Below are 19,437 nucleotides of genomic sequence, written 5' to 3' on the forward strand. Positions count from 1 at the left end.
AAGTGACCTGCGTGTCAGGGCACGAATAGGAAAAAAATCTGACTCAAAAGTCCAAAAGCAGATTTGCAATGGCTCCGCTCATTGCTTCGAGGTTGATCCAAAAGGTTAAAACCGACCTTTTGGATCAACCTCTTTTCATTTTGTCAACCGAACACCGCAAATTGTGCGGGGACAGACCCCCGAACTTTCCCCCGAACTTTCGAGAACTTAGATGAGGTTCATTTGGTCGTCTTTTTTGCAGATGAAGTAGGCGTAGCGGGTGAAGGGCTGGTTCTTTTCGAGCATGGTGATGTGATTTTCCATGATTTCATAGCACTTAAGGGGAACGTCATCGCTGAGAAGAAGTTCAGGAATATCGCCAGCAGGCAGGTTTGCAGGGTTCTCCTCAATGGTGTGCTGTACGTGCATATTATAGCTTTTTAAAAGGTCATGCCATTCATTCATTGTGTAGAGTTGCTTCATACCGTAAAAGGAACTGTACTCTTTTTTTTCGACAATAGGAAATGCCGGGTCGCATACGAGGTCCAGAGAAGCGAAAAACCCCCCGGGCCTGAGAAGCCGTCTGCATTCTTTTAACACATCGTGGACGTTGGAAAAGCTCAGTACACTTTCAGCGATAATCCCGTCTATGGATTCATCGGGAAAGGGAATGCTGGCAGCATCGGTGTGGAGAAAGTGAAGTTTCTTTCCGTCAAAAGCATCTTTGTGACGTTCGCGAGCTTTTTGGATCATCACTGGGTGGGCGTCAATGCCGTAAACGTTCGCTCCTTTTTCTGTTGCAAGAAAGTGGGCAGTGTCCCCGAGGCCGCAGCCTAATTCAGCAATTTTCATTCCGTTGACGATGGGCAGCAGATCAATTGCACGGGCGGTGATGTTTTTCCCGCCTGGATGGGCGGTGGTTACGCCGAAATACGCAAGCATGTCTGTATACGTATACTCATTTTGCACAGGCCAACCTACTTTCCTATGAAAATACATACAAGTCGTGATGTTTGTACAAACCAAACCTCTTTTTGAAAATACACTGATTGTGACTGGTGTATGAAGAGGAGGTGGATGCGTTGTCACGATGTGCACACTACTATAACGTATGCAGTCGCAATCAAGGTCGTAACGTTCGAATTATAGAACATTCCGGACGTCAGCATGCAGGCAGAATCGTGCGGGTCACACCCAGCACTGTTTATATTGAGGGAAGAGGCCCCCGGGGAGGATTCGGGGGATTTGGATATGGGTATTATGGCAGCTATGGGTATCGTCCCTATGTTTACCCGGTTGCCCTCGCCGCAATCAGCGGTTTTGCTTTAGGAGCACTATTATTCTGGTAATGTTACGGGACCAATGCGATGTTCTTTCAGGCCAGCCTCAAACTATGAGGCCGGCTTCTTTTTTTGTGCATTGCTCAATAGATCACCCAGTGCCTGACCCTCTGTGAATCCGTTCACAGAGGGTCAGGCACTGGGTGATTTGATTCACATTCCGGAGATTCTCTTGTGGTATAGCTCTTTAGTAGGGTAAAATGGGTACTTAGCCAATTAGGTAAAGGAAATCTTTTACTTGTATCGAATTTTTGTATAATAGAGATATCTAAACTACGATGAACGCGGGTGACAAACATGAAAAAGCTGCTGGTTCCCTTTTTTACAGCCATGCTGCTCGTCGGGTGTTCAGGTAATGATGATCAATTGTCGGCAGAGGAACTTCAGGAACTCGATGAAACAGAAGACATTGAAAAGCTCATCGATACGAATGAGCGGCTCGTTAAGCAACTGGAACAGTATTCAGGACAGGCTGAGACCCTTCAGGAACAAATTGATGAGCTTCAGGAAGAGAATGACCGGCTTAAAAATGATATACTTACGTATAAGACACAGGCTTATGATACAGAAGCTTTAAAAGATGAAGAACTGGCATTGCGGGAAGAAATCGATGCTATATCACTGACCTTTTTCGAAGCGATGCACAAGAGGGACCACGAGCATTTGTCCCTTCTCACATCGGATCATGTAGAAACGGACGAAGAGAATGACGTCATTCATGTTCGGAGTGACAAAGAAGTAATCGGTTCCTTTCATTACATGAGCTTGAATGTTTCAGAATTGGACTTTCTCCAGCAGACGGCTTTTGAGTATGATAGTGAAAATGATCATTGTTCCGTTCTGTATACTCTCCATTCCTTTGAACATGAAGAAAACGACCTTATACGCGTAGTTGAACTGGAATTCGAAAAAGAAGATGGCACCTGGAAAGTGTCGTCCATTCAAAACAGAATGTAAAAGAGAAGGTTCAAAGGGCCTGCAAAACCTGTCCTCCTGACTGAACGCACTCAAACTAATTTACCGGAGGAGTTTTGCACATGCAACAGACCCACACATTTACGAAACGGGAAGAAATTGCCAACGCCATTACCCATGGCATCGGAGCGGCATTTGGCGTGGCTGCTCTGACACTGCTCATTGTTTTCGCCAGTATGTACGGAACTGCCTCTCACGTGATCAGCTTTACGATTTACGGCGTGACCCTGCTGCTCATGTACGTCTGTTCCACTCTCTTGCACAGCCTCAGACAGGGCAGGGCGAAAAATGTGTTCGAAATTCTTGACCATTCGGCGATCTATCTGTTTATCGCCGGAACGTACACACCGTTAATGGTCATCGTTGTGGACGGCGCAACAGGCTGGATTCTGTTGTCTGTTGTATGGGCAATGGCAGCGGTCGGTATCGTATTTAAAGTCTTCTTTGTGAAGCGGTTTATTTTTTTATCAACCCTCTTTTACATTGCGATGGGCTGGATGATTGTGTTTGTTTTAAAGCCGATTGCAACAACAGTCGAAATGGGAGGTATTGTTCTTCTCGTCACAGGTGGTGTTCTGTACACTGTAGGCACACTTTTTTACATCTGGCGAAAGTTTCAGTACCACCACGCTGTATGGCATCTTTTTGTTCTGGCAGCTTCGGTGACCCATTTTCTCTCCATTCTCCTGTATGTAACGCCTGTATAACACGATGATAACGCCGGAAAGGGGAACTAATCCTTTCCGGCGTTTTTTAGTGGCTGTGGGAAGCATGATGGAGGTCCACTGTCACACCGTGAAATACGAAAGCCATGTCAGCATCACCATCTTCAATTAAAGGCTGCGGCTGATAGCATTAAAAAGCCACCTCACCCTCTGAATGGTTAAATTTCATTATAATGCCAACACTATTGAACAAAAGGGAACATGAGGTGGGCGTGTTGACAAGAGTGTGGCTTTTTATCAGAGCAAGTTACTGGTTTATCCCGGCAATTTACGGCATCATCGCAATTATTCTTGCATTTTTAAGTCACCAGATCGATCAGTACTTATGGGGAAATCCTCAATTACTGGACAGCATTCCACCTCTCTTTCTGTCCGATTTCGACCTTGCCTACACGCTTTTAGGTACAATTGCCGCGTCCATTTTAACAATGACTTCCATTTCCTTTTCGTCCATTCTGGTAGTTATGACCACCTATGTGACGCAGTTTTCACCCCGCTCACTGCAAAACTTTATCACTGATCCCCATACACAGCGGATCCTCGGTGTGTTTATCAGTGGATTTGTATACGCAATTGTTCTCCTTCTTTTAACCAAACAACAGGCAGGGATAACGGATGTGGATGTACTCATCTCTCCCGTCATTGCTGTTTTGCTTGCAATTATTTCTGTTGGATTCTTTGTATTTTTTGTCCATCACGTCGCCAAATGGATTCAGATCAGGAACCTGATCGAGAGCATTTACGATGATACAATCAAAGTAATGGATAAGTTCTGGGAAAATCAGGGCGATGTTAAGCCCGATGATCCGTGGGAGGACTGGGAAGGAGAAGAGATCCTTGATAAGCCGTGTACACAGGTGAAATCAAGAAAATCCGGCTATGTTCAGTGGATTGATCTTGACGGGCTGAAAAAGCAGGCGGAAGAGGACGAAACGATCGTGGAACTCCTTTATTCTCACGGGGATTACCTGGCTGGCGGGCTCGTGGTGATGAATGTTTACGGAGATAAAAAACAGGTGAGCGAGGGGAGTTACAGCAAACTTGTGATTATCGGAACAGAGAGAGAAAGCATTCAGGACATCCGCTATGGCATTGTGAAACTGGTGGAGATCAGTGTGCGCTCCCTGTCACCTGGAGTAAATGATCCATTTACTGCTATAGAAGGGATTAAGCATCTCGGCCATATGCTGTCTGCTTTATGTAGAAAAGCGTATTTGGAAAATTACGTACACGACAGTAAAGGGAATGTCCGTGTCCTTAAGAAAGTTTATGAGTTCAAGGACTATCTGTATCAGAGCTACTTTCAGATCCGGCATTACGGAAGCAGCGATTCTGCTATTCTCGCGGCAATCCTGGATTCCCTTTATGAAATTTCAACCCATGGCAGCGATATGATAAAAAAAGACGTATGGTCCTTTACTGAATATGTGATAGAGGGAATGGAGCATCATACGTTTCTGGACTGGGACCTTTCAAGACTTCAGGAAAAGCTTGACCGTATCGCTGTCATTTCAGCACCGGGCAGAAAGGATCACGTCCGTTTAAGGCAGCCGAAGAAAGGCTTCGATGAGCACGAATAAAAAGTAAGGCCCTCCTAAACAGATAAGAAGCGTGAACAATCCTTTTGACAGCCGGTCGAGACCTTTAACCAACTTGTCTTCTTCTGCGTACACGATAGTACTCTCAGATGATACCTGCAGGCCTGCCGGCAGTCTCTCGGCCATATTCCGTTTGCGCTCCTCTAAAAACAATACCTTCTCCATTAAAATCGCCCCCCGAATGTGAATGTATAATCTCCAGGCTTTAAATAAACAACCCATGCTCCACTCTATGAAAAAAAGCATCCCAATATGCTAGATTTATCTTGTGAAGCAGATAACAGAGGGTCAGGCACCACGTGAGGCATTTCACACAGGGTCAGACCAAATAGCTATAAAGCAGCACGACCGATAAAGCTTAAGACGCCGGATGCAGTCGGAATGTCCTTCGCTTTCCTCGGAGGTGGCCGGCGAGCCTCCGCTACCGCAGGAGACTTTAGGACATTCCGACTGCATCGACTCTCATTAACAAAGTTAGAGGCTTAATAGAAGAGAAGTCGTTCATAGGCTATGATCGACGTTGATTGACATTACAAAGAAATTCTTTATTAAGAAACAGGAGCTAAAAGTCATGAGAACCCTTATATGAGAAAATATCCCTTGCTTATGTAACAGAAGGCAGCGGAAAGCGTCCTCCTGGAGTTGCTAAGATACTTCTAAGAGGCTCAGACATTGTTAACTCAGCTTCTGGGAAGGCCTGCATGAAGACCCTGCGTGAAGGATGTCACACAGGGTGTAGGAGGGATGGGGCTTTTCAGTTTCTCTTACTTCTTGGTGGAAGTGCCGTAAGAGAGGGGTCTGTTTTCACATGCACACCCATCTGCTTTTGATAGAGGAGCTGCACAGACTGGTTTATCTGATCGAGCTTCTTCTCCATCCGGTAAAGCAGGTAAAAGGTGACTGCAGCAGGAAAACCGTAATCTCCAATGACGCGAATCCACACGTCCAATTCCAATGGTGTCACCTCCTTTTACTAAAGCTGTGTTAATGAGCATGATTGATTGCAGCGAATGTGTGATACTCCTGTGGGAGCAACGAGCGGTTACACCACGAATAAGCGGGCATAAACCTGCTGGCGGCTCACCGGCGCCCCCGCGGAAAGTGCAATGAGCGTATATCAACACCTGACTTAAAAAGAGCCTTTACTAAAAAAAGAACGGTTCACAAGGTGTTTTGACCTTATGAGCCGTCCTCTCTGAAGCATTGTGTAAAGTCGCTGTCTTCTTCATGAAACTTTTCAAAGAGTTGACTGCCGGGGACAGATCCCCCGGCAATAGAGCCCCTGATATTACTCTTCAGTATCAATATCAATCTGTTCAACAGTACGTTCAACGATACGGGCGCCGCGCTTTGATACGAGCGGTCCGCCTGTTGACATGAAGATGTTCTCATTAAGAATCTCGTCCATCACTTCGTTGATTAGTTCAGCGTTTGCCGGCTCGATCGGATCTTCCACAGCAAGTGTGACAGAGCGTCCTTCCATGTTGGAAAATAACAGTTCAAGTCGTTTGCTCATTTGATTTCCTCCTTTCGTGCAGGGTTAATGGGGCAGGATTATTCTCCAGCCAGTTCGTACGTGTTTCCGCGTTCCACTTTTACCAGTTCGTGCTGCTGCAGGGAAGCAAGTGCTTCTGCTGTTTTTGACAATCCGCTGTTTTCTGCTGCCGGGTTAATGTTCTGAAACTGTCTGACGCGAACGATCTCCTCACCCTCGTGAGTAAAACCTGTCACAAAACTCAGTGCCAACCGTGTATTCACTCTAACGCCCATCTCATCACCTCCTTTCGCCTTTCACCTAATAAGTAAACGCTCCCTGCCAAAAACGGGGTACCTTACGAAAAAAAACTTCGAAGTTTTTTGAGCGCCCCTTTCCGCCAGGTGTGAACGGTATCGACACTAACCTTATACCTGGCTGCAATTTCCCGTGGTTTACATTCATAGATCACAGCTTCTTCCACCCAGGTCTTCTGACGAAAGCTGAGTCCTGCCTCGTTCATGATTTCGTAAACAGGCTGAAGTGACTCTTCTTTATAGTGCGGGGCCACATCCTCGAGGAGCACCGGTTCAATTAACTGGCAATGGTCGTTCAACCGTCTATCCTTTTTGATGGCCCTGATCAGGTATCCTTCAATGTAACGCTTTGCAAACGCAGGGAAAGCCCCCATGTCAGGATCAAACCGTCGCCAGGCATGAAAGAGGGCGACACGTGCAATCTGTACATATTCCTCCTGGTCAAAGTGAAGCCTGAACTTCTTTAACAGGGAAAAAATCAGCGGTTCATATTTTTCATAAACAACTTCGAAATCAGCGTCGTACATGTGAAGGTCTCCAAACCGGAGGCGCCTCCTTCAATTTTTCCGCGGTAAAGTAAGAATAGACGCTGGGGGAGAGGGGAGCGAACAGGATTATGTGATGTACAAAACCATACTGCAGCCCATCAGGTCAGTAACGTCCTGGTAATTTTTAGAAATAAGCTGGTGTTGAGTACTAAATAGTTCAAGAAAGATAGGAATTAAAGACCGTGGTACAATCAGAAGGAGGAGGGGATGAAATGAAGATCTTAATCAGCGGCTTTGAGCCATTTGGAGACTTAATGAAAAACCCCACTGAAGAACTGGCGAAAGCCGCGTCAACGTGGGAGATTGAAGGAGTGACCATTACAACAGTAGTCCTGCCTGTTGTTTATAAAGAGTGCGCAGAAAGACTTTTGGAAGAAGTAAACCGGATTAAACCCGATGTGGTGCTATCTCTCGGGGTGGCAGTAGGACGTGCCGGCATCACACCTGAAAGAATCGGAATTAACGTCCAGCATACGGAAGGAGAAGGGAAGTTTGGGGATAATACGGGCTATAAACCAACAAACAAACCATTGGTTCCCGAAGGTCCAGACGGTTTGTTCTCAACCCTCCCTATTGAAGAAATGGCCCGGAAGCTCACAGAGTCCGGTATACCTGCCCGCATTTCAAACACAGCAGGCACATACATATGCAACAATACGCTGTATGAACTGGCCCTTTTTGCGAAAAAACAAGGAAATCTCATCAAAACGGGCTTTGTCCATGTCCCTGCAACACCGGAGATGGTCGTTTCCTCAGGAGCGCCAAGTATGGACATTTCTCTTCAGGAGAAAGCACTGCGACTGATGATCGAAGCGATTCGTGACTCAAGGTAAATTGACAAGACCAGGCAGTGCCCGTAAACTATACATAAGTAAGTGCTTATGAAACGGAGGTGGACCCGGTGCAAACAAAAGAATGGACGTTTGAAGACGCAGCTCAGTTGTTTAAGCTGATTGGGGATAAAACAAGACTTAAAATGCTTGCCATCCTGTATAAAGATGACTGCTGTGTGTGTGAACTGGTTGAGGTTTTTCAAATGAGTCAGCCGTCCATCAGCCAGCACCTGCGAAAATTAAAGCAGGCTGGGATCGTAAATGAACGACGAAGCGGCCAGTGGATCTTCTACAGTTTAAATAAGGAGAACCCTTGGTACGGTCAGGTGACAGATATTATTCATACTCTCCCGGACACACAGCCTCTGTTGGATGAACTTATGCAGGCAGGCAAGCGGGTTTGCTGTGATTAAACAGGGTTCCCAGGCCATAGATACCATAAAAAAACCTTCAGCCCTAAATCAGGGTTCTGAAGGTTTTTATTATTTGCCCGCAGGTTCTTTATCAAATGTCACGTAGTTTTCAAGAAGTTCCTCAAGCTGTGCTTTTTCTTCATTGGCAATTGTTGTTTTAATCTTTGTCCCCTTATCCAGCTCCATAATAAGCTGGGTACGGTTCCGCCGTTTTTTTCCCCAGCCGATCTGCCTGATTTTCCCCCAGTTGGCCTGATAGCCTGCAAAAACAATACCATGCCCGCGAATTTCAAAGATCTTATCCAGGCTAACGAGCACCGCGATACCTAGTGGAAGCTGAAGGGCAAAGATCAGCGTGGACATCTCAAAACTCCGGAAAATCTCAACGTAAAGAAGGATTGTTAGAAGCAGTACGGCATATGAAAAATAAAGCGCCACTTTGTAAAGTTTTGTTCCGGTATGAATCTTTTTATCATCTTTTTCAGGTGTGTAAATGACATAATCCTGTGTGGAGTTTCGCTGCTTGTGGGTGAAAATATAGTAAAGAGCGATCACTGCCATAATAGTTCCAAGAAACAGATATAACCAACGCATGAAAATTCCTCCGTAGATGTATTAACTTTAGTTTATCACAATAAAAAGGCCAATGAAACACGTTGGTTATTTAATAAACGAAATATAATTATGTTTACTTATTTATAAACACCATATTATAATGATAAATAGAGGAGTGATGATAAATGGACGAACCGTTTTGGAATGCAACGATAGAAGAGCTTAAAAGAGGCTTTTCTGACACAGAAGGGGGCTTTCAATGTGTCATCTGCGGCAGGTATTTTGAGGAAGGTCTAATTTTTAAATCAGGGGAACAGTTGATGACGGCTGTAAAAGCAGTTGCTCATCATTTCAGTAATGAACACGGGACGATTGAACACCATTTACTTAATCTTGGTAAAAAGCAGTCGGGATTATCCGATGTTCAACGAGATGTCCTCGGTTTATTAATGGGCGGAGCAGATGATGAGGAGATTGCAGAAAAGCTCGGGTTCAGCAGTGTTTCAACCGTAAGACAGTACCGGTTTAAGTTTCGTGAAAAAGCTAAACAGGCAAAAGTCTTTCTCACTCTGATGGAGAAATTTGAAGAAAAAGAGGGGAAGACAACCATTCACAAGGGGGCAAAAATGGTGGACGAACGCTGGGTAACAAATGAGAAAGAAGAAGCAAAGTTTCTCGACACATATATCGATCAGACAACCGGGAGAATCAAACAATTTCCTAGGAAAGAAAAACGAAAGATTGTTATTTTGAAATACCTCACAGGGAAATTCACTCCGGGTCAAACCTATACTGAAAAAGAGGTCAGTGCTGAATTAAAAAACTATTATGACGACTTCGCCACACTGAGAAGGTATTTAATAGAATACGGTTTCATGCAGCGGAATTCAGACGGATCAAGCTATTGGGTAGACGCAACAGTGGGGAAATAAAATGAGGGCGAAAGATGAGGTATTTTGCAACCTATCTTTCGCCCTTTTCGCATTAATATCAGCTTACATACTTGGCCATTGTGTAATCAAAAGCATAGGCAGATTCAAAATCCTTTTGGGTAAGACCTCCTACATCCATCGTGTAGAGGCGGAGGGTTACGGTTTTATGATCGATTGTAATCTGAGGATGATGATTGCGGTCTTCTGCGAGCCTGGCAATTTCATTTACGAATGCTACTGCTTTGCTAAAAGAGGGGAGGGTGAATTGTTTTTTCATAAAGTTCTCGTCATCGAGTGACCAGCCTGCGGAATCCTCCAGATTTGCAACAACTTCTTCTTGTGTAAGTGTCATTGTAGAGCCTCCTTCATAATAATTACCATTAATCCGACAAAACAGGACAGCAGTCTTCAAAATTACAGATAAATAGCGTGAATATTCTGATTTAATACTGTAATTAGTTACATCATAGCAGATGATTTTCGTCATGAAAAGAGCTATTTATTATTTATTCATCTTGTAATCTTTTCTTAATAATACGGCTGGGAGACCCTGTCAGAAAAAGATTTTCAGCTTGAGAGAATCTTTTGGTTTTATGGTTTTAACGGCTTATCAGAGGGTATTGATAACTAGACACTGATTGACAAAGTTCCAACACTTGAAAGCAGGTGATTAAATGAGCGGATGTTACTTATGCACAAATAAAATTCCTTTAACGAAAGAAGGAATTTTAAGTATATATACAAATCAATCTGATATCCTTTCTGATATGAAAGATATCATTACAGCAAAAGGGTTTGACTCAAAAATCAGAAAAGGAAAGCTCGATCTGATTTTTCATGACTGGCATGCTCTTCAGAAAACGATGGATCACTTAAAAGACTCCCTCCCGTTGAGAAAGAGTACCAAAGTTAAATGCAGCCTCTCCCTCCTTCACGAAGAACCAAGTGATTATATTCCTTTTTCTGAAATGTATATGAAAATCATGAATCCCAGACTGGTAAAAATTATACAGGAAAAGCTTTTCCGCTCTTTTTTACAACCCATTGTAAGAGCTGAAGATGAAGAAATTTATGGATACGAATTTTTATTAAGACCGCGAAGTCAGCTTTATGATTTTAACCCTGGAGAGCTTTTTGAATTCTCCCGGCAATCCGGAATGCATTCCATGCTCGACAGTGAGGCACGTATGAATGCAATACGAACGAGTTCCATGATGCTGGATGCCGGGATGAAGCGGTTTATCAATTTTCTCCCCTCGTCCATTTATGATCCTCAGTTTTGTCTTAAAAGTACATTCAGGGCGGTGGAAGAATATCGGATCAGGCCTGAAGATCTCGTGTTCGAAGTAGTGGAGACGGAGAAGATTGAAGATATGAACCATCTAAAACGGATATTTCGGTATTATCAGAACGCGGGTGTAAAGGTTGCTCTCGATGATCTCGGATCAGGCTACTCAACTCTTGATGTTATGAGCGAATTGAACCCTGACTTTGCAAAACTGGACCGAAACCTCATCCAGGACTGTCATTTGGACAAGAATAAGCAGAAGAAAATACAGGTCATTTCACAAGTAGCCCAGAACATCGGGGTCACTCTCCTTGCAGAAGGAATTGAAAATGAAGACGAATGGGCATATCTCCGAACCAAGGTCGACCTTGGACAGGGATACTTCTTCGGAAAACCGGCCGAAACGCCTCTCAAGCAATACGTAAAATAACAATGCAGATCTCCATCAGGGGGTCTGTTTTTTTTATATCTTCAGACTCTCGATGGATTCACGTATAATAGTATAGAAGAACCTGTTAATTTCACAAAAAAGGAAGAGGAGGAATGATAGTGAGAGAATGGGAGATTGGGGTTTTGCAGGTATTTACTGATTTGCAGACGGGTGCGGGAAACGCAGCGGCCTACATACTTACTTTTTTAGGAAATGAACTCTTTTACTTTTTAATGATTCCCCTTGTCTACTGGTGTTTGTCCAAAGCTTTTGGCATCAGACTTGTATATGTGTTTTTGCTGTCTGTCTATGTTAAATCATTACTGAAAGCCATGTTTGCTGTCCAGCGGCCGGTTGGAATAGAAGGCGTAAACTCATTGTATGTCTCCTCGGCAGAGGTTGGAAGCCACTATCCTTATGACAGTTTTCCAAGCGGTCACGCCCAGGGTTCAGCCACACTATGGGGGATGACCGCCATCTGGCTTAAAAGCAGGGCATTCTGGACCTTTGCGGCAGCCCTTGTTCTGATGATTTCCATGAGCCGTTTATATACAGGACTTCACTGGCCAACTGACATTATCACTGGCATGGCAGTGGCAGCCACGATCCTTTTGATCTATGTAAAGACTGAAAAATGGATAGTCGGCTGGTCAATAAAGAGAAAGTGGATCGCCGTGATCGTTTTGCCTCTTATTCTTATAGGAATCTTCCCGGAATCCGAAGGCATGAAATACAGCGGATTTCTTCTGGGAGCAGGAATCGGTTATCTTTTGGAAGCGAAACATATACGAATGAAAATACCGTCAAGCTGGGTAAAAAAAGCCGTTGCTCTGTTTGTGGGTCTTGCAGGATTGTTCCTGTTACAGGAAGGTGGCAAGATCGTCCTTGGTACAAGCCTTGGAGCTGATGCTTTACGGTACGGTCTGATCGGTTTGTGGGGACTTCTGGGAGCTCCGTACCTCTTTGTGAAACTGCGTCTCTATGAAACAAGCCGTAATACAAACGAAAATGAAAAAGCAGCTTAAACCTCCATATAAAAAAGAAGGTTTCACAAAAGGGCAAAATTTAATGGCAATGTCTCCGCAAGTTGCTCGCCCGGCAGGAAAACCCCTTGCTGCAGGACTCTATTAAGGAGACAGCGGCTCTGCTCATTGCTTAGAGGTTGAGTCAAAAGGTAAAAACCGACCTTTTGGGCAACCTCTTTTACACAATTGTTCAGGGGACAGACCCCGTACAATTATGTTCAAATTGGGGGGATAGATTGAAACTGAGAAAAAGAGGTTTGGAAGCATAAGATAGAGGGGAAATTAATTAGAGGTTTTGATTACATATAGAAAGAAGTGGGTTTTTTGTGAATCATTTACTTGTTTATATGCATCCCTCAAAAGACAGTTTCAACGGAAGTCTACTAAAAGCATATGCAGGTACGTTAAAAAATCAGGGACACCAGGTTGAGGTTCGTTCTCTATATGAAATGGATTTCCAGCCGCTCCTCTCCAGGGAGGAGTACAAAGATTCATTTAAAGGTGTTTATAAAGAAGACGTTAAAACAGAACATCGTTATTTTCTTTGGGCTGATGCCATTACATTTCTCTTTCCTTTATGGTGGGGAAGCTTTCCGGCTGCCGGTAAAGGCTATCTCGACCGTGTTTTATCCTATGGTGTTGCTTATGGATTGGATGGAGAAAAACCCATCCCGCTGCTTACAGGAAAAAAAGCAGCGATAATCTGCACAACGGGGGCTCCGTCTGAAGAATACGCCGCCAGTGGAATGCATCAAACAATGAATCGTTTGTTTGATGAAGCCATTTTTCGTTTCTGCGGGCTTGAGCCTGCTTTTCATGAATACTTTGGGGGTGTCCTGATCTGTAAGGACCATGAGAGAGAGAAAATGATCGAACGTGTAAAAGAACTGGCAGGTTCATGGATGCACGGTTCATAAAACGGGGTAGCGGGGGAGATAATCATATGATGAAAGTAAATGAATTTTCAATAGATACATTCAAACTTATGGAAACGATGTCAGACAATATCTTTATCGCTGACAAAAACATGAAACTGATCTGGATCAATGAAGAAGCGAGAAATCTCGTAACCGAGCTCTTGCCTTATCTTCCTGCGATCGCTCATCCGGATGACCTGATCGGCATGTCTTTACATGAGATTCATGGTCAAAAGTCCAATTTTTTTAAAGTGATGAAAAAGAAAAACTTTCCGCACAAATCGAAGGTTCCGATTTTTGGATATACGGCAGATCTTTTTGTAAATGAACTCTTTGACCAGAATGGAGACATGAATGGTTATATTCTTGTCTGGCGGGATGTAACCAAAGAGGAGCAGCAGCGTATAAAAAGTGAAAAAATGATCGAGGAAATGTCAACACCGATTTTACCTGTTGTTCTTAACAATGCCTTGTTCGCGCCATTGATCGGGACTTTTGACGAAAGACGGTTTGATCACCTCAGGGAACGGGTGCTTACTGAGTGTGTGAAGAGTGGAGCAGACTACCTGATTTTTGATTTCTCAGGTGTGACGGTGGTTGAAAACGAACTGCTTGTTGATGAATTTGAAAAACTCAGGGCTACTGTTCAGCTATTGGGGGCCCACACGTTCTTTTGTGGTTTTTCTTCAGAACTGGTTAAACTCTTTACAAAAAACAAGGTAAAAGTCGAAGAAAGGACCTTTTCTCAATACCAGCAGGCTATTCATCATGTCCTCTATTTAGAAGGGCTGGAGATAACCCCACGAAAAAAAACGTGAGCCCGGGCTCACGTTTTTTTATGACTGTAAAAGGTATGGTTGATCATATCCTCCAAACACAGCCTCTAAAATAACAGATTTAAAATTGCGGTAGGATGTAATTAATGAGAAACCACAGGATACCGAAAAAGATAATCAGGTAAGCTGCGTACTTAATAAAGGTGGAAGCGACGCGACTGCTGTCGTGTTTCTTTTCTACATCTTCATTTCTTTTGTCCACATCTACATTTTTATCTGCCACAATAATTCTCCTCCTTTATGTTCTTACATCACTGTTTCCCTAAGAAAAACAGCTTTAAACACAAAGGTTTATCCATTTACGGCATGAGGCTGTCGGGTCTTTTTAACCTTACGCCCCTGTTGAATGATAAATACAGCGAAAAGCACACAAATCATGCCGGCTCCCTGCCAGAAGGTGAGTTGATCGTGAAATACAAACACACCGATAATGGCGGCCACAACGGGTTCCACAGTAGCCGCAATGGAGGCTTTGCTGGACTCGACGTGGTTGAGCCCGGCTGTATAGAAAAGATAGGCAAATACAGTCGGTATCGTCCCGAGTCCCAGAGCCAATAGTAAACCTTCCAATGAAGCGAGCCGTTGTGATATATCTGCGATTCCTATTACCGGAATCAGGGCGGCAGAAGCGAATAAAAACGTATAAAACGTAATGGTCAGTGAGGAATATGATTTGGAAGCTTTTTTTCCGAAAATACTGTAAAGGGCGTAGCCAAACCCGGATCCCACACCTACAAGAACGCCGTAAAAAGAGAGCTGGTCTGCGTTTAACGGGAACAGTCCTATAACAAGAGTACAGCCCGCCAAGGTTACAAAAAGGGCTGCTATTTTTTGCGGTGTAATCCATTCCTTGAAAAAGATCCTGCTGAGAATGGTAACAAATGCCGGTCCGGTATAAAGAAGGACAGCAGCTACTGATAAATTGATTTCCTGTATGGTTGTAAAGTAAGCCCAGTTAAAAAAGACAATACTGCAAATGCCTGTACCGAAAAACAACGGCATGTGCGCTGGCTTTACACGGAACAGCGCCGGGCTTTTAGCCAGAACAATGAGTGTCATGACGATAAGCGCAACAACGACACGAATAGCCACAACTTCAATCGGGGTAAAGCCAAGATCGTACAGACCCTGGACAAAGATACCGATCGTTCCCCAAAGAGCGGCACCGGCTATAATCAGAAAAAATGCCCATTTAAGCATGTGCGGCCCTCCTTCTCTTAACTCGTTTTTTCTTTTAAATCGGAAGCTGCATTCTCCGGTACGGTAAACGGAACAGCTTGAAGGGTTTTAGGGTTGTAATAAATAATCAGGTGATATGCTCCGTTTCGAACCGTCCCGTTTTTAAGATAGCTGTCCAGATTGAAGTCAATCTTTTCAATGACCACATGTTTATGAATTTCCTTGTCTGAGAGATTGAGGTCTGCAAACGCATCTGAAACGATTGCCGGGTGCTCACAAATGTATTCCCGTACCTGGGTTTGCTCCTCTTTATCAAAATCAGGAGTCCACCAGCGCTTTCTCGGTTTATGCTTATGGTGCAGTAAATAATCAAGTTTCATCAGACCCCGTACAATGTAGATGTCAGGGGCATTTGTTTTTTCGAGGAAATAATCAAGCCTGGTAAATAAATCCTCAAATTGATGACCGATCCGGGACCAGCCCTGGGCATCCCAGACATTTCCGTACTCCTGGAAAAAGTCAAACGGGGTGGCAAAAGTGTGATCTGTAAGTCTTTTCATCGTGTTGTCCATCCGGTGGTCATTCCAATACTTCTCAAGAATATCTTCTACCCGCTTCATTTTGACAATATCATCAAAGGAGAGGATGTTGTTGGATAGAATCTCATAAGGTGCATTGTCCATAAACCGGTATCCAAACCGTTCGGCCATTGCCCTCATTCCCGTTCCTCTGAGCATTTTTAAAAAGCCAAGCTGAAGCTCTTCCGGGCGCAGGGCAAATACATCGTTAAATGTCTGTTTAAATGAATCGTAATCCTCTTCTGGAAGTCCGGCAATAAGGTCAAGGTGCTGATCAATTTTTTGGCCGTCTTTAACGAGTGTGACCGTCCTGGCAAGCTTTTTAAAGTTCTGACGCCGTTGAATCAGATCGTTTGTAGCATCATTTGTAGACTGGACGCCAATTTCAAAGCGGAAGATGCCGGGCGGCGCATTTTCGTTAAGAAATTCAAGCACTTCCGGTCTCATAATGTCTGCAGTAATTTCAAACTGGAATTCGCAGCCTCCGTGGTTTTTAATCAAAAAATCAAAAATCTCAAGTGCATAATCCCGTTTGATGTTAAACGTCCGGTCAATAAACTTAATCATTTTTGCTCCATTCCTTACAAGGTAGAGCAGATCTTCCTTTACACGTTCAATATCAAAGTAACGAACCCCTACCTCAATGGAGGAAAGACAGAACTGGCAGCTGAACGGGCAACCACGGCTTGTCTCAAAATATGTCACCCGTTTCCCCAGGGATGCTAGGTCTTCGTGCAGACGATATGGAGAGGGAATGGTGTTTAAATCGAGTTTTCCCCGTCCGGGATTAATGACAATCTCTTCTTTTTTCCGGTAACCGAGACCGAATACAAAATGGTATCCGTTGCTGCCTGCCTCCACTTCTTTCAACAGGTGCTTGAACGTTTCTTCTCCTTCTCCGATAACGATAAAATCAACTTCAGGTATTCGTTCAAGCCAATACTCAGTGTCATAGGAAACCTCAGGTCCGCCGAGAACGATCTTCGTTTCAGGAAGGACCTTTTTTAACATTCTGATCACGTGAATGGTTTGTTCAATATTCCATATGTAACAGCTGAAACCGATGACATCCGGTTTCCTGCTGTAAAGATCAGAAACTATGTGCATCGCTGGATCTTTTATTGTAAATTCCAAAATATCTGCATTAAATTCAGGTTCTGCATATTTTTTTAACAGGCGAAGGGCCAGGCAGGTATGAATATATTTAGCATTAAGGGTAGTGAGCACTACGTTCATTTTGTGATCCTCCAGGTTTTTATTCATGTTGCCCTATCATACCATTTTCCTCGAGATAAATCACTTGTCTCCGGGCTGGAACGCTGGGGTGGAGGTGATTAATTCCATACGGTAAACATCGGCGTAAGTGCCGTCTGACTGAAGGATGTGATTGTGAAAACAGCCGACGGGTTCAAAGCCCATATTAAGGTATAGAGTAATCGCCGGTTCATTGTTGGAGAGAACTTCAAGACTGACTTTATGAATGGTTTCCTGTGTTTTCGCCCAGTCAACGATTGTTTCCATAAGATACCGGCCCACACCAAGGGAGCGGTAAGGCTTAGCGACGATAAGACCTATATGTCCGTGATGCCTCATTTTCTTAATGGGTTGTTCCGGCTCGAAAGAAGCAATTCCACAGAGCGTTCCACCGTGAAGAGCAGTTATAAGGAGGTGATGGGGCGAATAAAGAGAATTGTGAACCCGCTGGGCCTGTTCTCTGACCGTAAATGTGTACTCGTCTTCCGTTAAAATTAGTCCGACATCTTCTTTAATGACTTCTCTTGTCAGCTTTCTCATTTCTGTTGCGTCAGATGTGTGAGCCGTTCTGATCTTAACAGACTCACCGTTTTTCATTTCATATACACCTGGCTGAATATAGGCCATAGTTGTCCTCCAAAGTGTATGACGTTGCTTCTACATTATGATATGGATAAAAAACGGTGACTTCCGGAACAAAACTGTTGGACCTTTAGTGGTTATCACGAGTGACACTTCTGTTCATACGATGAAAAGGGTGTGAATTCTGTAATATCGACTTACACAAATAAAAAGGAGAGTGCTTGGATGAGCTGCAACTGTGGGAAAAACAAAATGATGGGAATGGGCCAGATGCCCGGGGGCCCGAACGTAATGGGAATGGGTCAGATGCCGGGAGGTCCGAACGCAATGGGAATGGGTCAGATACCAGGAGGTCCAAACGTGATGGGAATGGGCCAGATGACTGGCGGCCCGAACGTAATGGGGATGGGTCAGATACCCGGAGGTCCAAACGTAATGGGAATGGGCCAGATGCCTGGCGGCCCGAACGTGATGGGGATGGGCCAGATGCCAGGGGGCCCGAACGTGATGGGGATGGGCCAGATGCCAGGGGGACCGAACGTGATGGGAATGGGCCAGATGCCAGGGGGACCGAACGTGATGGGAATGGGCCAGATGCCAGGGGGACCGAACGTGATGGGAATGGGTCAGATGCCTGGCGGACCGAACGCAATGGGGATGGGCCAGATGCCTGGCGGACCGAACGCAATGGGGATGGGCCAGATGCCGGGAGGACCAAACGTGATGGGGATGGGCCAGATGCCGGGAGGACCGAACGTGATGGGAATGGGCCAGATGCCGGGAGGTCCGAACGTGATGGGAATGGGCCAGATGCCCGGGGGCCCGAACGTGATGGGAATGGGTCAGATGCCGGGAGGACCGAACGCAATGGGAATGGGTCAGATGCCGGGGGGCCCGAACGCAATGGGAATGGGTCAGATGCCCGGAGGTCCAAACGCAATGGGAATGGGTCAGATGCCGGGGGGCCCGAACGTAATGGGAATGGGCCAGATGCCGGGAGGTCCCAATGAGATGATGGGCAACCCTCATCATGGGATGCCCGAAAACGGCCAGAATGGAACCGGAATGCCGATAATGCCAGGGAGCGGGGGGCAAATGGGGTCAACACAGCAGGGAATGAACCAGCGAAGCGGCATGTCGCATATGGGGTATATGTCTGTAGATGACGATGGTTTTGATTATTAAATAGATTAAGTCAAGTGAGATAATGGACTGAGAAATCCTGACCTTCCGATAGTGCATAAGGCCACTGATAAAAAATGCAACCGTTACGCTCATTGCTTAGAAGGCACTGGAAAAAGTTAAAGATCGAACTTTATCAGTGCCTTCGTGCATAAGGAAAGGGACGAATTTCTTATAATGACCCGAGCCGGATTCACTGCAAAAAGCACCCGCTATAAGCGGGTGCTCAGGCTGTTGAGAAAGTCTTTTCTCAACAGCCTTTTCTTTTTGTGTTTAATAATCCAACTATTCAGATATTTATAGTACACTAATAATAAAGGATCTAGTATGAATTGCACATAAAAGCAGAGATCCTGCATCCGCTTCAGACGGACGCTTTCCGCGGGCAACGCTTCAGCCTCCTCACTCCGTTGCGGGGTCTTCAGCTGTTGCTTTTCCCGCTGGAGTCGCCGTCTTCCGCTACTGCCTACTATTATA

At 44.7% G+C, this 19,437-nt stretch carries 24 protein-coding genes; 12 read left to right on the forward strand and 12 right to left on the reverse strand.

The genetic code is table 11. From position 1 onward, the window contains the following. Positions 1 to 207 precede the first annotated feature (207 nt). Positions 208 to 948 (reverse strand): methyltransferase domain-containing protein, encoded by a 741-nt coding sequence (locus JSY36_RS18185; RefSeq protein ID WP_205167459.1) that lies wholly within the window; start codon positions 946 to 948, stop codon positions 208 to 210. Positions 949 to 1,061: 113 nt separating this feature from the next. On the opposite strand from JSY36_RS18185, the gene JSY36_RS18190 reads away from it, so the two are divergent. From JSY36_RS18190 to JSY36_RS18205, 4 genes are all read left to right on the forward strand, one after another. Next, entirely contained in the window at positions 1,062 to 1,328 is a 267-nt protein-coding gene (locus JSY36_RS18190; RefSeq protein ID WP_122897627.1) for a hypothetical protein, read from the forward strand. Between the two features lie 288 nt (positions 1,329 to 1,616). Next, positions 1,617 to 2,276, forward strand: coding sequence for an MreC domain-containing protein (locus JSY36_RS18195; protein ID WP_205167460.1), 660 nt, complete (start codon positions 1,617 to 1,619; stop codon positions 2,274 to 2,276). Between the two features lie 80 nt (positions 2,277 to 2,356). Further along, on the forward strand, positions 2,357 to 3,001 hold the full coding sequence (gene trhA / locus JSY36_RS18200) for a PAQR family membrane homeostasis protein TrhA (protein WP_122897625.1): 645 nt from the start codon (positions 2,357 to 2,359) through the stop codon (positions 2,999 to 3,001). A 242-nt stretch (positions 3,002 to 3,243) separates the two neighbouring features. Then, entirely contained in the window at positions 3,244 to 4,599 is a 1,356-nt protein-coding gene (locus tag JSY36_RS18205; protein ID WP_336511534.1) for a DUF2254 domain-containing protein, read from the forward strand. On the opposite strand, the gene JSY36_RS18210 is transcribed toward JSY36_RS18205, so the two are convergent. The 5 genes from JSY36_RS18210 to JSY36_RS18230 all read right to left on the reverse strand — a co-directional run bounded on the left by JSY36_RS18210 (position 4,561) and on the right by JSY36_RS18230 (position 6,935). After that, entirely contained in the window at positions 4,561 to 4,782 is a 222-nt protein-coding gene (locus JSY36_RS18210; RefSeq protein ID WP_205167462.1) for a hypothetical protein, read from the reverse strand. The genes JSY36_RS18205 and JSY36_RS18210 overlap by 39 nt on opposite strands. Before the next feature lie 589 nt (positions 4,783 to 5,371). Next, the gene (locus tag JSY36_RS18215; RefSeq protein WP_236785126.1) at positions 5,372 to 5,572 is read right to left on the reverse strand and encodes a YvrJ family protein; all 201 of its coding nucleotides are present in this window, start codon (positions 5,570 to 5,572) and stop codon (positions 5,372 to 5,374) included. 333 nt (positions 5,573 to 5,905) lie between these two features. Next, positions 5,906 to 6,133, reverse strand: a complete 228-nt coding sequence (locus JSY36_RS18220; protein WP_122897622.1) for a DUF2922 domain-containing protein — start codon at positions 6,131 to 6,133, stop codon at positions 5,906 to 5,908. Between the two features lie 38 nt (positions 6,134 to 6,171). Further along, a complete protein-coding gene (locus JSY36_RS18225; protein ID WP_205167463.1) occupies positions 6,172 to 6,387 on the reverse strand; it encodes a DUF1659 domain-containing protein in 216 nt (71 codons plus the stop codon). A gap of 62 nt (positions 6,388 to 6,449) precedes the next feature. Then, complete coding sequence (locus tag JSY36_RS18230; RefSeq protein ID WP_122897620.1) at positions 6,450 to 6,935, reverse strand: sigma-70 family RNA polymerase sigma factor; 486 nt, start codon at positions 6,933 to 6,935, stop codon at positions 6,450 to 6,452. Between the two features lie 233 nt (positions 6,936 to 7,168). Between JSY36_RS18230 and JSY36_RS18235 the strand changes: the two genes are divergently transcribed. Both JSY36_RS18235 and JSY36_RS18240 read left to right on the forward strand, forming a co-directional pair. Beyond that, positions 7,169 to 7,789: a pyroglutamyl-peptidase I gene (locus JSY36_RS18235; RefSeq protein ID WP_205167464.1), complete on the forward strand. Its 621-nt coding sequence runs from the start codon at positions 7,169 to 7,171 to the stop codon at positions 7,787 to 7,789. A gap of 68 nt (positions 7,790 to 7,857) precedes the next feature. Then, positions 7,858 to 8,202, forward strand: a complete 345-nt coding sequence (locus JSY36_RS18240) for a metalloregulator ArsR/SmtB family transcription factor (RefSeq protein WP_205167465.1) — start codon at positions 7,858 to 7,860, stop codon at positions 8,200 to 8,202. Positions 8,203 to 8,271: 69 nt separating this feature from the next. Here JSY36_RS18240 and JSY36_RS18245 read toward each other — a convergent pair whose 3' ends face one another. Beyond that, positions 8,272 to 8,796, reverse strand: coding sequence for a hypothetical protein (locus JSY36_RS18245; RefSeq protein ID WP_205167466.1), 525 nt, complete (start codon positions 8,794 to 8,796; stop codon positions 8,272 to 8,274). A 146-nt stretch (positions 8,797 to 8,942) separates the two neighbouring features. Between JSY36_RS18245 and JSY36_RS18250 the strand changes: the two genes are divergently transcribed. Next, the gene (locus JSY36_RS18250) at positions 8,943 to 9,689 is read left to right on the forward strand and encodes a DUF2087 domain-containing protein (RefSeq protein WP_205167467.1); all 747 of its coding nucleotides are present in this window, start codon (positions 8,943 to 8,945) and stop codon (positions 9,687 to 9,689) included. Positions 9,690 to 9,747: 58 nt separating this feature from the next. Here the strand turns inward: JSY36_RS18250 and JSY36_RS18255 are convergent, their stop codons facing one another. Then, positions 9,748 to 10,041 carry a 4a-hydroxytetrahydrobiopterin dehydratase gene (locus tag JSY36_RS18255; RefSeq protein ID WP_183163788.1) on the reverse strand — a complete coding sequence of 98 codons (294 nt, stop codon included), beginning with the start codon at positions 10,039 to 10,041 and terminating at the stop codon, positions 9,748 to 9,750. A 322-nt stretch (positions 10,042 to 10,363) separates the two neighbouring features. On the opposite strand from JSY36_RS18255, the gene JSY36_RS18260 reads away from it, so the two are divergent. The 4 genes from JSY36_RS18260 to JSY36_RS18275 all read left to right on the forward strand — a co-directional run bounded on the left by JSY36_RS18260 (position 10,364) and on the right by JSY36_RS18275 (position 14,167). Next, entirely contained in the window at positions 10,364 to 11,407 is a 1,044-nt protein-coding gene (locus JSY36_RS18260) for an EAL domain-containing protein (RefSeq protein WP_205167468.1), read from the forward strand. Positions 11,408 to 11,520: 113 nt separating this feature from the next. Then, positions 11,521 to 12,432, forward strand: coding sequence for a phosphatase PAP2 family protein (locus tag JSY36_RS18265; RefSeq protein ID WP_205167469.1), 912 nt, complete (start codon positions 11,521 to 11,523; stop codon positions 12,430 to 12,432). A 326-nt stretch (positions 12,433 to 12,758) separates the two neighbouring features. After that, positions 12,759 to 13,349, forward strand: a complete 591-nt coding sequence (locus JSY36_RS18270; RefSeq protein WP_205167470.1) for an NAD(P)H-dependent oxidoreductase — start codon at positions 12,759 to 12,761, stop codon at positions 13,347 to 13,349. A gap of 26 nt (positions 13,350 to 13,375) precedes the next feature. Beyond that, positions 13,376 to 14,167, forward strand: coding sequence for a hypothetical protein (locus tag JSY36_RS18275; RefSeq protein ID WP_205167471.1), 792 nt, complete (start codon positions 13,376 to 13,378; stop codon positions 14,165 to 14,167). 79 nt (positions 14,168 to 14,246) lie between these two features. On the opposite strand, the gene JSY36_RS18280 is transcribed toward JSY36_RS18275, so the two are convergent. The 4 genes from JSY36_RS18280 to JSY36_RS18295 all read right to left on the reverse strand — a co-directional run bounded on the left by JSY36_RS18280 (position 14,247) and on the right by JSY36_RS18295 (position 17,823). Beyond that, on the reverse strand, positions 14,247 to 14,408 hold the full coding sequence (locus JSY36_RS18280) for a hypothetical protein (protein ID WP_183163787.1): 162 nt from the start codon (positions 14,406 to 14,408) through the stop codon (positions 14,247 to 14,249). Between the two features lie 68 nt (positions 14,409 to 14,476). Next, positions 14,477 to 15,385, reverse strand: a complete 909-nt coding sequence (locus JSY36_RS18285; RefSeq protein ID WP_205167472.1) for a DMT family transporter — start codon at positions 15,383 to 15,385, stop codon at positions 14,477 to 14,479. A 17-nt stretch (positions 15,386 to 15,402) separates the two neighbouring features. Further along, positions 15,403 to 17,178 (reverse strand): B12-binding domain-containing radical SAM protein, encoded by a 1,776-nt coding sequence (locus JSY36_RS18290; RefSeq protein ID WP_205167473.1) that lies wholly within the window; start codon positions 17,176 to 17,178, stop codon positions 15,403 to 15,405. Positions 17,179 to 17,238: 60 nt separating this feature from the next. Continuing rightward, complete coding sequence (locus JSY36_RS18295; RefSeq protein WP_205167474.1) at positions 17,239 to 17,823, reverse strand: GNAT family N-acetyltransferase; 585 nt, start codon at positions 17,821 to 17,823, stop codon at positions 17,239 to 17,241. Between the two features lie 180 nt (positions 17,824 to 18,003). Here JSY36_RS18295 and JSY36_RS18300 point away from each other — a divergent pair, with 180 nt between their 5' ends. Further along, entirely contained in the window at positions 18,004 to 18,963 is a 960-nt protein-coding gene (locus JSY36_RS18300; protein ID WP_205167475.1) for a mediator complex subunit 15 domain-containing protein, read from the forward strand. Positions 18,964 to 19,437: the final 474 nt, after the last annotated feature.

Origin of the sequence: Alteribacter salitolerans (genome assembly GCF_016901055.1) — a bacterium.
Classification (GTDB): domain Bacteria; phylum Bacillota; class Bacilli; order Bacillales; family Salisediminibacteriaceae; genus Alteribacter; species Alteribacter keqinensis.